At 68.8% G+C, this 14,096-nt stretch carries 13 protein-coding genes; 4 read left to right on the top strand and 9 right to left on the bottom strand.

All coding sequences use genetic code 11. The annotated features are described in order from the left end of the window. Together AZH51_RS04385 and AZH51_RS04390 are read right to left on the bottom strand one after the other, a co-directional pair. Positions 1-1,171: DUF2207 domain-containing protein (locus AZH51_RS04385; protein ID WP_291521735.1), on the bottom strand; the 1,171-nt coding region annotated here is incomplete at its 3' end. Further along, on the bottom strand, positions 1,168-1,566 hold the full coding sequence (locus AZH51_RS04390; RefSeq protein ID WP_291521737.1) for a hypothetical protein: 399 nt from the start codon (positions 1,564-1,566) through the stop codon (positions 1,168-1,170). The genes AZH51_RS04385 and AZH51_RS04390, both read right to left, overlap by 4 nt. A gap of 330 nt (positions 1,567-1,896) precedes the next feature. Here AZH51_RS04390 and AZH51_RS04395 point away from each other — a divergent pair, with 330 nt between their 5' ends. Next, a complete protein-coding gene (locus AZH51_RS04395; protein WP_109685654.1) occupies positions 1,897-2,145 on the top strand; it encodes a WhiB family transcriptional regulator in 249 nt (82 codons plus the stop codon). Between the two features lie 19 nt (positions 2,146-2,164). On the opposite strand, the gene AZH51_RS04400 is transcribed toward AZH51_RS04395, so the two are convergent. Together AZH51_RS04400 and AZH51_RS04405 are read right to left on the bottom strand one after the other, a co-directional pair. After that, positions 2,165-3,643: a sensor histidine kinase gene (locus AZH51_RS04400; protein ID WP_291521742.1), complete on the bottom strand. Its 1,479-nt coding sequence runs from the start codon at positions 3,641-3,643 to the stop codon at positions 2,165-2,167. 19 nt (positions 3,644-3,662) lie between these two features. Beyond that, on the bottom strand, positions 3,663-8,468 hold the full coding sequence (locus AZH51_RS04405) for an NAD-glutamate dehydrogenase (protein ID WP_291521744.1): 4,806 nt from the start codon (positions 8,466-8,468) through the stop codon (positions 3,663-3,665). A 108-nt stretch (positions 8,469-8,576) separates the two neighbouring features. Here AZH51_RS04405 and AZH51_RS04410 point away from each other — a divergent pair, with 108 nt between their 5' ends. Then, positions 8,577-9,074 (top strand): DUF2505 domain-containing protein, encoded by a 498-nt coding sequence (locus tag AZH51_RS04410; RefSeq protein WP_291521746.1) that lies wholly within the window; start codon positions 8,577-8,579, stop codon positions 9,072-9,074. Here the strand turns inward: AZH51_RS04410 and AZH51_RS04415 are convergent. The 3 genes from AZH51_RS04415 to AZH51_RS04425 are packed head-to-tail and all read right to left on the bottom strand — an operon-like array spanning position 9,071 to position 11,505. After that, positions 9,071-9,505: a hypothetical protein gene (locus AZH51_RS04415; protein WP_291521748.1), complete on the bottom strand. Its 435-nt coding sequence runs from the start codon at positions 9,503-9,505 to the stop codon at positions 9,071-9,073. The two genes, AZH51_RS04410 and AZH51_RS04415, sit on opposite strands and share 4 nt — an antisense overlap. A gap of 21 nt (positions 9,506-9,526) precedes the next feature. After that, positions 9,527-10,807, bottom strand: a complete 1,281-nt coding sequence (locus AZH51_RS04420) for a hypothetical protein (protein ID WP_291521750.1) — start codon at positions 10,805-10,807, stop codon at positions 9,527-9,529. Further along, positions 10,804-11,505: an SAF domain-containing protein gene (locus AZH51_RS04425; protein WP_291521751.1), complete on the bottom strand. Its 702-nt coding sequence runs from the start codon at positions 11,503-11,505 to the stop codon at positions 10,804-10,806. Before AZH51_RS04425 ends, AZH51_RS04420 begins: the two co-directional genes overlap by 4 nt. Positions 11,506-11,660: 155 nt before the next feature. On the opposite strand from AZH51_RS04425, the gene AZH51_RS04430 reads away from it, so the two are divergent. Continuing rightward, positions 11,661-11,897 carry a helix-turn-helix domain-containing protein gene (locus AZH51_RS04430; RefSeq protein ID WP_291521753.1) on the top strand — a complete coding sequence of 79 codons (237 nt, stop codon included), beginning with the start codon at positions 11,661-11,663 and terminating at the stop codon, positions 11,895-11,897. A gap of 8 nt (positions 11,898-11,905) precedes the next feature. Here the strand turns inward: AZH51_RS04430 and AZH51_RS04435 are convergent, their stop codons facing one another. Beyond that, on the bottom strand, positions 11,906-12,943 hold the full coding sequence (locus tag AZH51_RS04435) for a hypothetical protein (protein WP_291521755.1): 1,038 nt from the start codon (positions 12,941-12,943) through the stop codon (positions 11,906-11,908). A gap of 48 nt (positions 12,944-12,991) precedes the next feature. Beyond that, the gene (locus AZH51_RS04440) at positions 12,992-13,534 is read right to left on the bottom strand and encodes a hypothetical protein (protein ID WP_291521757.1); all 543 of its coding nucleotides are present in this window, start codon (positions 13,532-13,534) and stop codon (positions 12,992-12,994) included. A 100-nt stretch (positions 13,535-13,634) separates the two neighbouring features. Between AZH51_RS04440 and AZH51_RS04445 the strand changes: the two genes are divergently transcribed. Continuing rightward, positions 13,635-14,096 (top strand): hypothetical protein (locus AZH51_RS04445; protein ID WP_291521759.1); only part of this gene is annotated, 462 nt, incomplete at its 3' end.

Genomic DNA, 14,096 nt, shown 5'->3' on the forward strand with positions numbered 1-14,096 from the left:
AGCCACCCCCGTCACCGGAGCCCCCGTCACCGCCGAACCAGCCGCCGCCATCGCCCGAGCCGCCGTCCCCGAAACCACCGTCCCCGGAACCGCCGTCGCCACCGTCGCCGAACCCACCGTCACCCGAACCGAAGTCGCCGCCGGAGTCATCCCCGAACATCGCATCGCCGGCGAAGTCGTCCATCGAGAACGCCAGCATGCTGAAGGTGAGCAGCGACAGATCGTCCGCCACGAACCAGCCCGGCGTGGGCACGTCGTACCCTTCGGCCTGCGCCGCGCGCGCCACGTCTCCGAAGACCTTGGCCCAGTGGTCGGCCAGGTTGAACACAATCGCGTAGGGCAGGTACTTACTGAACAGGCCGGCGGCCTCCTCGAAGCGGATCTGGCTGGCTTCCGCCGTCTCCAGGTACCGCCGGAAACCCAGGGCCTGTACGGCGATCGCCGTACCCTTCGCCGTACGCGCACCCACCCGCCGGGCACCGTAGGCGATGACCGCACCAGAGCCCAGCAGACCCACCGCAGCACCGATCCCGGCCGCGCCGAAGTGCTGGTTGCCGGTGAGCAGCAGGGCCACGAAGCCCAACACGATCAGCACGGTTGACAGGCCACGCGCCCCGGCCTGCGCCTCGTGCGGTGGCCGGTCGAACCAGCCACGGTGCAACGTCTCCCGTTCGAGCTCACCCATCGCCTTCGCCGACGCGCGACCGAAGGACGAACGCAGCGTGGACATCGCGACCGGTGAACCGTGCTCGAACAATCCGTCGAGGACGCTTTGTTCGTAATCCGCCAGGGGTGTGGGCACCGCCGGCTCGGTGCGGGTGAACCACCGGTCCTCGGCCACACCATCCGCAGCCGGGACCTGCCGGATCTGCAGGTAGCCGCGCCCGGCCAGATCCACGACCGTGGCACTGATCTCCCGCGGCCGGGCGCGCTGGGTCAGTAGCGTGCCGACCAGACCCGCGGACGCCGGTGGCGGGTTGAACTGCACCGGAACCGGCGTCTGACCGGCCCGGACCACCTCTGCGCTGTCGACATCCGTCGGGATCAGACCAGGGGTGACCCCGGCGTACTGCTGCGACCCGCCGTGACCGCGCAAGTAGATAAACATCGCGGCTGCGCTCAGCGCGGGCAGGCCGATCGCCAGCAACAGGGCGAGCAGGACCTCACTCATCGCGACTCATCCGAGGTCACCGACTCATCGACGTAGCGGCGCAACCGACTGCCGGCGGCGATGGTGGCCAGACCCAGCAGCCCGACCACCACCCCAAGGATCGGCGCGCCGGCGGTGGCGAGGGTCAGGCCGCACAGCGCGACCATGCCTCCCCACAGCAGGACGGGTGTCTTGGCCAGGTCCCACCCCCGGCGTACCGCGATCGCCAGCGCCGCGGCACAGGCGGCGAGCACCAGGATCAGAACGGTCTCCCCGATCGTCTGACCGGTCTGCTGGCGACCGTCGCCGAGGTCGGCGATCAGCACCCATGCAGCGCTGAGGACCAGCAGCCCGGCCTGCAGGAAGAGAAGGACGGCGACCGGCCGGGTCGCACTCACCGGCTGGTGCTGGGACATAACCCGACCCTAATGCACCCGCGAGCGGCCTCAGGACCTGCGCAAACGGCGTACGCCCAACTTGGTCATGTGACCAACACCTCATGTTCGATAACGAATTTCTGCGCCAAAGCCCTTGTGACATCTGTAGCCACCAGTGAGGATTGGAACAGGTATGCCGTAGCGCGCGTTATTGCGAATGCAGGCCGCACCCGCGGCTGTGAAACGTAGAGCGATCCACGGCGAAGCATCACCCGCCGGATCGTCACCGCGACGGACCACTAGACCTAACGGACCGATGTCGTTCCGTGCGCTCGCGCACGATCGACCTTGTGCAAGGAGCTACTACTGATGGATTGGCGCGACCGCGCTGCGTGTCTGGATGAGGATCCCGAGCTGTTCTTCCCGATCGGGAACACCGGCCCGGCGATCGCCCAGATCGAAGAAGCGAAGAAAGTCTGCCGTCGATGTGTTGTCGTCGACACCTGCCTGAAGTGGGCTCTGGAGTCTGGTCAGGATGCGGGCGTGTGGGGTGGCATGTCCGAGGATGAGCGCCGGGCGCTCAAGCGCCGCAACGCCCGGGCCCGTCGCGCCGGTTGAGGTAACCGTCTGCTGGATCTCATCGTGAGATAGCGCGCAACCGCGCAGTCAGCCGCACCCGGGTGCCGTGCGGTTCCACACGCTCCCACCGGATCGTGCCCCGCAGATCCTGCACCAGCGACAGCACGATCTGGTTGCCCAAACCGCCCTGCCCGGGTTCGAATCCGTCGGGCAGTCCGGCGCCGTCGTCCTGCACGTCCATGGTGAGGATCTCCTCGTCCGGACCAGTGCGGCGATCGACACGAACCGTGACGGTGCCGCCCTGGGACTTGAAGCCGTGCTCGACGGCGTTCTGCACCAGTTCGGCCAGCACCATCGCCAGCGACGTCGCGTCCTCGGGAGTCAGCGTGCCGAACTGACCGATGACCTCACCACGCACCCGCGTCTCGGTGCGGTTGGCGAGGTCGATCGCCTGCCGCACCGTCCGGGTCGCGACATCGTCGAAGGGCACGGTCTCCTGCAGTCCGAAGCTCAACGTCTCGTGGACCGTGGCGATCGTGCCCACCCGGCGTACGGCGTTCTCCAGGGCCGCGCGCGCACTCGGGTCCGGCAGTCGCCGCGCTTCCAGCCGCAGGACCGCTGCGACGGTCTGCAGGTTGTTCTTCACCCGGTGATGAATCTCCCGGATCGTGGCGTCCTTGGTGAGTAGCTCGCGCTCCCGGCGCCGCAACTCACTGACGTCGCGGACCAACAGCACTGCTCCGATCCGCCGCCCGTTCTCGCTCAGCGGAATGGACCGCACCGAGACGTACGCCGACCGCGACTGGATCTCGGTCTGCCAGAAGACCTTTCCCGACAAGGTGACCATCAGTTCTTCGTCGACCGGCCCGCGATCGGGCAGCACCTCCCCCAGCGCGGCGGTGAGGCGCACGCCCACGATCGGACCGACGTACCGCAAGCGGTTCATCGCCGACACGGCGTTCGGGCTGGCATAGCGCACCACCCCGTCCGCGTCCAGGCGCAGGACGCCGTCGCCCACCCGCGGGGTGCCCCGGCTGGCAGTCGGGGTGTCCTGGGGGTGCGGGAATGCGCCGGTGGCGATCATCCGGGCGAGCGCGTCCGCGGTGGCCAGGTAGGTGACCTCCAGCCGGCTGGGGGTGCGCATCGCGGCCATGTTGGTGTGCCGGGAGAGTACGGCGATCGCCTCCCCGCGGCACACGACCGGGATCATCTCCTCCCGGACCGGGACGTCGTCGCGCCACGTCGTACTGCGTGAGCGCATGATGGTGCCCGTCTCGAACGCCTCGTCCACCGCAGCCCGCCGCACGTCGGGCAATGCCTCACCGACGAGGTCCTCCAGAAAGACGCCGACGCCGGTCGTGGGGCGCACGTGCGCACCGGCGACCCAGCTGCCGTCGCCGCGGCGCAACCAGAGCACCAGATCGGCGAAGGACAGGTCGGCCAGCAACTGCCAGTCGCCGACCAGGCTGTGCAACCAGTCGGCCTGAGCAGGTTCAAGCCCGGCCTGTTCGTCGATGACCTCATGCAGTGACGGCACGCAGCGAAGCCTATGCGGGTCAGCTGGTGTGCGAGTCCCCCACTGTCGCTACGGAACGCAGCGCCCGCAGTGCGACCAGCACCTGCGCCAGGGTCGGCGGCTCCTGCGACCGGGGCGGCAGTACCGCCACGGCCCGTGCGGCTCGCTCGACACCGGCCTGGTGCGTGGTGGCCCACTGCTCGACGCGGTCCGGGGTTGCGTCGGTCGAGCGGAGCACGACGTCGACGAAGGAGTCCAGGACGCCGTACAGGTCCTCCCGAAGCGCACTGCGCGCCAGGGCATCGGACAGCTCGTCCCGCGGCAGCGCCGACACCGCGTGCAGCAACCGGTCGATCTGTAGTCGCTCGGAACAGGCGAAATAGGTGCGCGTCACCTCGGCCGGATCGGCCCCCGCAAGCTGGGAGCGGCGGGCAATGTCCAACAACGCGTAGGCATCGAGCAAAGCAGCGATCTCCCCCGCCAGATCCTGCGGCACCCCGTCCTGGCGCAACTGCTCAGCGTCCGCCGCCCAGCGATCGTGTTCGCTGCCACGCAGGAAGTCCTGCACCTGCGGGCGCAGTTGCTTCACGACCGGGCGGAACCGCTCGATCTCCTCAGCGATGGAGCCGTCTGCGGGCCGGTTGTGGATGAACCAGCGCGTGGCCCGGTCCAGCAGCCGCCGTACCTCCAGGTACATCCGCGTCTGCACGTCGGTCGACACCACGTTGTCAGTGGCCTCGATGCGCGCCAGCAACTCGCGCATCCCGAACACTTCACGCACGATCACGAAGGCCCGGGCGATCTGGTCGGCGGTGGCACCCGTCTCCTCCTGGGCGCGGAAGACGAAGGTGATCCCACCGCGGTTGACCAGGTCGTTGACCAGGCAGGTCGTGACGATCTCCCGCCGCAGCGGATGTGCGGCGATGGCCCGGTCGTAGCGCCGCATCGCCTGCGGGAAGTAGCCGCTCAACGTGGCTTCGAACCATGGGTCATCCGGCAGATTCGTCTGCAGCAGCTGCCGTTTCGCGTCCAGCTTGGCGTAGGCGACCAGCACGGAGAACTCCGGGGAACACAAACCGTGGCCGGCCCGGTCCCGCTCGTCGAGTGCCTCGTTGGAGGGCAGGAACTCCAACTCGCGGTCCAGTCCCGGGACGGCGGCCATGAACCGGCGGTGCACCGGCAGCATGGCGTGCTCCTGCGCGCGGGCGTTGCCCAGCAGGACGTTCTGCTCGTAGTTGTCCCGCAGCACCTGATGGGCGATCTCGTCGGTCATCGACGCCAGCAGCTCGTCGCGCTGGCTCAGTTCCAGCGAGCCGTCCCGGACCAACCCGGCCGCTGCGATCTTGATGTTGACCTCGTGGTCAGAGGTGTCGACCCCGGCGGAGTTATCGATGGCGTCGGTGTTCACCCGCACGCCGTTCTGCGCCGCCTCGATACGGGCCAGCTGACTGAGCCCTAGGTTGCCGCCCTCGCCAATCACCTTGCAGCGCAACTGATCTGCGCTGATCCGCACGGCATCGTTGTTGCGGTCACCGATCTGGGTGTCGGTCTCCAGGGAGGACCGCACGTAGGTGCCGATGCCACCGTTCCACAGCAGATCGACCGGTGCACGCAGGATCGCGCGGATCAGCTCGGCCGGGGTCAGGGCGGTGACGTTCTCGCCCAGGCCAAGCACTCGGCGTACCTGATCGGTGATCGGCACCGACTTGGCGGTGCGCGGATAAACCCCGCCACCCTCTGAAATCAGTTGCCGGTCATAGGAATCCCAGCTGGAGCGGGGCAGCTCGAAGAGCCTGCGGCGTTCAGCGTAGGACGTGGCCGCATCCGGATCGGGATCCAGGAAGACGTGCCGGTGGTCGAAGGCGGCGACCAGTCGCAGGTGCTGTGACAGCAACATGCCGTTGCCGAAGACGTCACCACTCATGTCGCCGATACCGGCGGCTGTGAAGTCCTGGGTCTGGGTGTCGACACCCATCTCGCGGAAGTGCCGCTTCACCGACTCCCACGCTCCGCGCGCGGTGATGCCCATCGCCTTGTGGTCATACCCCGCCGAGCCGCCCGAGGCGAACGCGTCATCGAGCCAGAAGCCGTGCTCGCGGGCGATGTCGTTCGCGATATCGGAGAACGTCGCGGTCCCCTTGTCGGCCGCGACCACCAGATAGGTGTCATCGTCGTCGTAGCGGACCACGTCCCGCGGCGGCACCACCGCGCCGTCGACCAGGTTGTCGGTGACCGCCAGGAGCGCCGCAATGAATTGCTGGTACGCCGCCACTCCCGCTGCGTTGAAAGCGTCACGGTCGCTGGTGTCGGGCAGGTGACGCGCCACGAAGCCGCCCTTCGCACCGGTCGGCACGATCAGCGCGTTCTTCACCATCTGCGCCTTGACCAGGCCCAGGATCTCGGTGCGGAAGTCGTCACGGCGGTCGCTCCAGCGCAGGCCGCCACGGGCCACCTTCCCGAACCGCAGATGCACCCCTTCGACATCGGGGCCGTGCACCCAGATCTCGAACATCGGGATCGGCTCGGGCAGATCCGGTACCTGGTGGCAGTCCAGCTTCAGGGCGATCACCCGGGAGTCGTCGTCGGACTGAAAAGCGTTGGTGCGCAGGGTCGCTCGCATCACATCGCGGATCGCTCGCACGATGCGGTCGTGGTCAAGACTCGCGACATCGGCCAGGGCCGCGTCGATCCGCTGCAGGATGCGGTGCTGGTTGCTCTCCCGTTCGTCCTCCTCGAGGCGCCGTGCCGGGTCGAACCGCTGCTCGAAGAGCTCGCTGAGCAGCGCGGCCAGGTCGGGGTTGGCCAGGAGGGCGTCCTGGATGTAGCCGTAGCTGAGGGAGAACGCCGTCTGCCGCAGGTACCGGCCGACCGTGCGCAGCACCGCGACCTGACGCCAGGTCAGTCCCGCGGACAGCACCAGGCCACCAAGACGGTCGCTGTCGGCGCGGCGGTCCCAGACTGCGGCGAAGGCGTCCTCGAACCGGCCGCGCACGATCTTCACCTGGTCCGCGTCCTCGCCACCCCAGGCGGCGGGCGACTGCGAACGCAGGCCCAGGTCGTAGATCCAGACGGCCGAACCATCCGGCAGTCGCATCGAATACGGCCGCTCGTCGGTGACCTCGACGCCGAAGTCGGTGAACATGCCGACGACGTCGGTCAGGATCAGCCGGTCCCGTCGGAAGATCTTGAAGCGGCGCTCGCGCGGGTCACTGCCGCTCTCCCGGTAGAGCGCGAACAGCGCCGGGTCCGGCCCGTCCAGCGCTTCGATGCGTTGCAGATCGGCCAGCCCCTGGGCGGCACTGAAGTCTTCTTTGTAGGCCTCGGGGAAGGCGTGCACGTAATCGGCAGTGATCCGCGCGGCGGCTTCATCGCCGTACTGACCGCGCACCAGGGTCGAGAAGCGCTGGCCCCAGGTCTGGACGCTGCGCAACATGCGCCCGTCGAAGTCCTCGTCGCTGATCGGCGCCGGCCGTTCGTCACCGAGCCAGACCACGAAGTGCACATGCGCGAGGTCGTCGTCGGCGAGGCGGATCTCGTGCTCGATGTGCCGCGGGTTGTAGCTCTCGTGCAGCACCTTGGTCATGCGCAGCCGCAGGGTGGTGTCGTAGGCGTCGCGCGGCACGTAGACCACGACCGAGACGAACCGCCCGAACTCATCGTCGCGGCGCAGCACCCCGGCACACCGGCGCTCCTTCAACCGGGAGACCACCTGCACCACGTGCACCAGGTGCGGGACTTCCGCCTGCAGCACTTCGTCACGGGGGTAGGTCTCCAGGGTCTGCAGCACGTCCCGTCCGTCGTGGCTGTCGGCGGCGAAACCCGTTGCGGCCAGGACTTGTTCGACTTTGTCGCGAGCGACTGGCACCCGTCGCACGGTCTCGTTGTACGCCCGCGCCGCGAACAATCCGATGAACCGGCGCTCACCGATCACCGCGCCCGAGTCGTCGAAGACCCGCACCCCGATGTAGTCCAGATGTGCTGACCGGTGCACCGTGGACAGCGAGTTGGCCTTGGTGATCGTCAGCAACCGCGGATCATGCGCGGTGCGCGCGGCCTCGGGGGTCAACGCCCGGAAGGTGTCCGGGTCGTCGTCACGCAGCACCCCCAGGCCGCTGCCCTCGACCGGGGCCAGGCCGTCCTGACCGTCCCGCCGCGCCAGCCGGTAGTCACGGAATCCGATGAACGTGAAGTTGTCGTCGGCGAGCCAGCGCAGCATCTCGACGCACTGGCGCACCTGGTCCTCATCAACCCGTTCGCCGACCTCCTCGGCAACGGAACCCGCCAGTTCCCAACAGCGTTCGCGCATCTGCGGCCAGTCCTCGACGGCCTTGTGCAGATCCCCCATCACCTGGGTGAGCGTCTGCTGCAGTTGCTCGTCGTCGGCGGCACTGCGCGCGCGGGCAAACTCAACGTGCAGCCAGGACTCCCGCTTGGCCCCCTCGGGGGAGGACCCCGCGGCCACGGGCGTTACCGACTCCAGAGTGCCTTCGGCCGATCGGCGTACGTCGAACTGCGGGTGCACCAGCAAGCGCACCGAGCGCTGGGCGCGGCTGAGCGCTGCCAGCACGGTGTCGACGATGAACGGCATGTCGTCGGTGACGATCTGCGCGACCACCAGACCCCGGCCCCACCCGTCGGTATCCGGATGCGGAGTGAACACCCGGACGTTGGCCGTCCCTGGCGCCCGGTGGGCAGCCAGCGCCAGGTGCGAGCGCACGATGCCCGAAACGTCTGGCGGAGTGAGATTTTGGAGGTCTTCGGCCGCGGTGTGCTCGAAATAACCGGACACCAGGTCGTCGGGAAGCTTGTCGGAAACCGACACGGTCGCGGAGTTCACCGCAGGCATAGCACGCACCTTCGCACGCTCGATCGGGACCAACCTCGTTGTCGATCCACTTCCACGATAGGCGTCAGCTGCGCCCGCAGCGCACCCGGTCCGCGTAGGCTGCCTGCCGTGGCTACGCACATCGAGCGATCCTGGACCCTGCCCGCCGATCCGACGGCCGTCTTCGCGATGATGACCGACGAGTCATTCCAGCGCGCCACCGGCGAGGCAGCCGGTGCGGTCACTGTGACGGCAACCGTCACGCAGGAGGGGCCGGACACGGTGATCACCAGCGCGCGCACCATGTCGACCGAGGGGGCGCCGTCGGCGTTCAAGAAGCTGGTCGGTGACCAGCTGGACATCGTCGTCCAGCAGCGGTGGGGCGCGGCCGGCGCCGACGGTTCACGCACGGGCACGATGCACATCGAAGTGCGCGACAAGCCGGTCAACTTCGACGGAATGTGCTCACTGCAACCCGGCGGTGACGGCAGTCAGTTGCAGGTGGCCGGTGACGTGCGCTGTTCGATCCCGCTGATGGGCGGGCGGATCGAGGGCGCGGTTGCGCCTGCGCTCACCCATGGCTTCAAGGTCGAGGAGAAGCAGGGCCGGGCCTACCTGGCTGGTTAGGCCCCGAGGTCCGCCACGAGCGCTGCCAACTCGGTCACGTCGTACCAGGACAGGTCCAGATCGGAGTCGGCGTCGCGCTCCCCCGGCGGGTCAAGTCGGTGCAGGCTGACGACCTGGCGCAACAGGACAGGGCCCGCGAAACGTACGGCGGCCGGCGAGTCCGGCGGTCCGCTGCGTTCGATGGCGGCCGCAAGTTCGGCGCTGGGCACGTCCACCGCCACGACGACGTCGTCCTCCAGCGCGGCAGCGATGGTCGCTGCTTCCTGGATCGCGGCGTACTCCAACTCCTCCTCGTCCAGGTTGCCGCCCACGGCGGCGGCGAGTGCCGGGGTGGGCGCGTAGGCGATGAGCGGCCCGTCGATGCGGCGCTCGTCGCGCAACGCGATCAGGCGCTCGAGGCTGGTCGGCAGGTAGACACGTCCCGTGGTCACGCGGTCATCGTGTCACGGCGGTCAACGGCTCCGACGCAGTCTTCGGCGGCCACTGCGCGCAGCGACGGCACCGAACCGGGTCGCCAGGTCGGCGATCGCCAGTCGCGTCGGTGAGGACGGGTCGCACTCGCGCAGAACGCGCCCGGCTAGGAGCGCGGCGTCCAGGGCATCGCGGTCGTCGGGGATGAACGCGGCGTCCGTCACGGCAGCGAACCGGTCGAGCGAGTCGGCGATGACGTTCTGTGCGTGCGAGCCGACCGCGCTGTTGCGCACCTTGCTGACGACCACCTCCGCGTCGTTCTTGCCGATCGCGGCGAGGTCGGCCAGTCCGCGGACCAGTCGTTGCAGCCCGACCGGGTCGCCAGCACCCACGGCAAGGATGCGATCCGCGGTCCGCAACGCCGCCAGGGTCGCTGCGTTCCGACGCGGGGCACGCGTGTCGTAGCTGAGGTCTTCGTCCTCCTCCAGCGGCGCGGCGACATCAACAATCGTGACCGCGACCAGCGATCGGGCCACTTGCAACACGTGGGTGAAACTCTCGTCGCGGATCTCCGGCCAGCGATCGGCCCGCGGCAGCCCGGTGAGCACCCGCAGGTCCGGCAGCACGACCGGCGCGACCGTGGCCAACGACCGCCTGTCCAGCCGGCCGGCGTCGGCCAGTCGGGTCGCCGCTGCCACGCCCGGTGCCTCGTCCAGCAACGCCAGGTGCTGGGCCACGCTCGCCGCGTAGGTGTCGGCATCGACCAGCAAGGTAGACACACCACCCGCGGCCAACTCGGCGGCGAGGTTGATGGCGAGCGTGGTGCGGCCAGGAGCCCCCGGCGGACCCCAGACGACCACCACGATGCCTTCCTCGGGGGTGGCCTGGGCACCGTCGGCAGTGTCGTTCTCCAGCTCAACCGGCGGCAGATCGGGGGTGTCGTCCCGATCGAGCGCGACCGCCGCAGTTTCGGGTTCGCCGACCGCACGCACCAGCGCGAGCAGTTGGTCCGGCCCTGCCTCCAGCGCCGTGCTCGGCACCGACCAGGCGGCGAGCGCATCGTGCTCGTCCCAGGGCGAGACGACCCCGACCACGGTGACTCCGCACTCGCGCAGCCGGCCGACGGCGGACCGGTCCAGCCCAGGGAATCCGGCCGACACCACCGCCACCGACACGCGCGCCGCCTCAGCGACCGCCAGCAGATCACTGAGGTCAGCGCATCTCCGGACCAGCGTGATATCCGTTGCTGCAGAGAGGTATTCAGCGACTGCGGCCTCCTGGGCCGGTCCGATGGCGGTCGCTACCGTGATGTCCCGCGTCATGGCGCGGATCCGGCGCTGACCGGGACCAGATCCACCTTGCCACCACTGTTCATGGCCGCCAGCAGCGCCGCGACCTGGTCCTGCGGCACCATCACCTGAACGGCCGGATCACCGGTTGCCCCACTCAGCCCGCCGCCGCTGCTCGGCACCGATGCGACCGACACCCGTTCCAACAGCCGCTGCGGCGCCTTGTAGGAGGTGGTACCCGTGGCGTCGGACTCCCGTTGTGAGACCCAGACGTCGACGCTGGATCCGCGCTGCAGGGTCGCGGCGGAGGCACCGGTCACCGGGACCGCGATTGCCCGTACCTGTAGGGCGGCGGCATCGCCGATGGCCGTGCGGGCGATGAGTTCTCCGGCCGGTACTTCCCGCACCACACGACCCGATCCGTCGGTCGGCACGGAACTGAGGTAGCGCTGTGGGGAATCCAGGCGTACCTCGACGGCCGTGACGTCGTCCTTGCTGAGAACATCCCCCGGCTCCAGGGTGTGGCTGGCCTGCAACACCGTGACCGAGTTGTTGAAGTGCTGCAGCGTCAGCGCGCCGGTGATCATCGCCAACAGGACCAGGAGGACGCCCGCGATCAGGCGGCCATCACGCCAGGACGGTCGTTGCAACCGGCCTGCGCGTGGAGCCGGCAGGGCGCTGTCCCGCTCGCCAGCACTCCCGGCGCGTGAACGTGTTGGTGCCAGCGACATGGTCGCTCCCTTCCCCGTGAGCGCGGCGCCGCCTCAGCGGCACCCGCCAGACCTCCCCAGCCCGACTGCGTCCGATCGTGGCACGTCGCATGCGGCGCGCTGGGCTTTCCACAGGTAAGAAAGTGTTAAAGCCGGGATTCGGCCAGAATGGGGTCATGCCGGCCCGATTCCTCCAGATCACCGATGTCGCCGAAATCCTGAACATCTCCGTGCGGCAGGCCTACTCCCTGGTCACGACCGGGGAGCTGCCAGCCATCAAGGTCGGTCGGTCCTGGCGTATCGAGGCCGAGGAGTTGGAGGCCTACATCAAGCGGGCGTACGCCGCGACCCGCCAGCAGGTCGCCGACGGGACCTTGGCCTCCGACCCGGAGTTCGACGAATCCCAGACCTGAACCACTCCTCAGCGCGGAGCGGTCACCTCGTGCGCCGCCTTCCGAGTGCGCGTGGCTGTCCACGAACGTGCCACCCAGGCGATGCGGCGACGGTCCGGCGTCGCGACCATCCCACCGCCACCGGACTGGCCGGCGAACCATAGCCCTGGAACGGCGTACGGCGCGCGGTTCCAGGGCAGCGCCCGCACCGTCAGGTACCAGGTCGTGTCGCCATCGTTCAGCGCCAGCGTCGGCTGGCCGTTGGCGAACGCCGCTGATTGTGGTTCGTTCAGCGTCGCACCCACCTGCCGCCAGGGATGCCTCGCCAGCACGGTGACGGCATGGACCAGCAGGACTGCGGTGAGGACCGCCCAGGCGAAGGCGAAGAACCCGCCAACAATGCCGGCGCCGACCACCAGGTCGGGAACCCCTTCGCGGGTGTCCCCGTTGTCGTCCACTCCGAAACTGGTCGTCGCAGCGATAACCCCCACTCCGAACACTCCGACAATGAGCGCGACGGCGGCTCGACGCAGCAACGCCGCACGGGTCGCGCGGTCGCGCACGGCGGGTACCTCGGGGCCTGGAGCGTCGGCGACCGGGAACGTCGTGACTACCTGCGGCGAGGGTGGCGGTACGACCGGCACCGGCCCGGTGAGCAGCCGAAAGGTGTGCACCGGCGAGTACCAGGTGATCTGTTGTCCTGCGAGCTCGTTCTCGACTTCCCGCCAGCTCTCGAAGATCCAGGACGTTTCCTGCTCATCGACGCGTTGTGGCGCCGCCGGCCAGTATTCGACCCCGAACGCCTCATCAGGACCATGCCGGTTCCCCACCCGGCCAAGCAGTCCCGGCGCGCGCTGCAGCAGCACCACGCTGACTTCCCAACCGGTCCAACGTCCGGTGGTGACCAGACCCGCGAACTCGGTGCGTGGGCCGAGTAGAGCCGCCGGGGTGGGTCCCCAGCCGCCGACCGGCTCACCGGCTGCCTCCAGCTGGTCCAGTTCGTGCACGTACTGCGCTACTGCGGCTTCATGGCTCTTGCCGTCCTGGTTCATTCCGAACGGTGGCATTCCGACCTCCTGCTACAACGCCCCTCCCCCAGGGCCTGCCGAATTATGTCAGTCCGCACGGCGGATGACCGACACCGCCGCGACGGGGATCATCCGACGACCCGTGATGGCATCCGGCCGCCGCACCGCGTCGGCCGGGTGCTCGGCGATGTCGAAGTGATCGGCGCCCACCCAGTCGATCGAACCGGTCGTCAGACCACCGGCCGTGTCGTGAACCGTCACCGCACTGCGATCGCGCGCGATACCGCGCAGTGCGGTTCCGATACCGATACGACGGCCGCGCGAGATCTCCGACCGGTTGCGATAGGGCAGACCGGAGATTCCGAGCACCGCGAACGCGGGGACCAGTACTGATCGTCGCTGCTCCTCGAGCAGAAGCCAGTCGCGGCCAAGATCCTGCAGCACCCCGTTGACCCGTCCCGCGGCGGTGGTGATCGTCAGTGGCTGTCCGACCGCGGTCGCGACCCGGTCCGCCCATCCGACGGCGGCTCGTTCGGCGCGCACCAACTCCGGCAACAGCGCCTCCTGGTCGGCCTGCTGCTCGCGCAGCCACTGGGCCTCCAGATCGTCGAACAGGTCCTCCCACCGCATGGTCAGCAACCTACGGGTTCGCTCCGCCATCAGCCCGCTTATCCACATTCAATGACGCTTAATGTCGTTTGATACCTTTTGATCCGCTTCAATGTTCTTCATGCACGATGAACGACGCACAGATCGCCTGCGGGTGTCAGCCGCCCTCGGCTTCGCGATCGCCGCTCTGTCGGCTATCGCAGCCGTCCGGCTGGGAGTCGTCGCGGGCCGCGAACTCGCGGTCGACGTACGCGGCGAGAGCGCTCCGTCCGCGGTGTTTCTGCACGTGCTGCTGATGTGCGTGGTCCCCCTGCTGCTCTGGCTGGCTCTGGCGTTTGCCGCGGCAGGCACGGATATCGCGCGCGTCCTGCGCGCCGGGGCCAGCCACGCGGACCCGCGCACCGAAGGTCGGCGCAGCGCGCGACGACACATCGCTGCGGTCCTGCTCGCGCTCACCGGTGCCGGCGCGCTCGGCACACTGCCGTCCGCTCCGGCACTGGCAGGACCACTACCGCCCGGGACGACGCAATCTGCACCGCTGGCCACGGCAATGGACGTTCCGGTCCCGCCGCCCCCGGTAACC

The organism is Branchiibius sp. NY16-3462-2 (assembly GCF_001594145.1).
GTDB lineage: Bacteria > Actinomycetota > Actinomycetes > Actinomycetales > Dermatophilaceae > Branchiibius.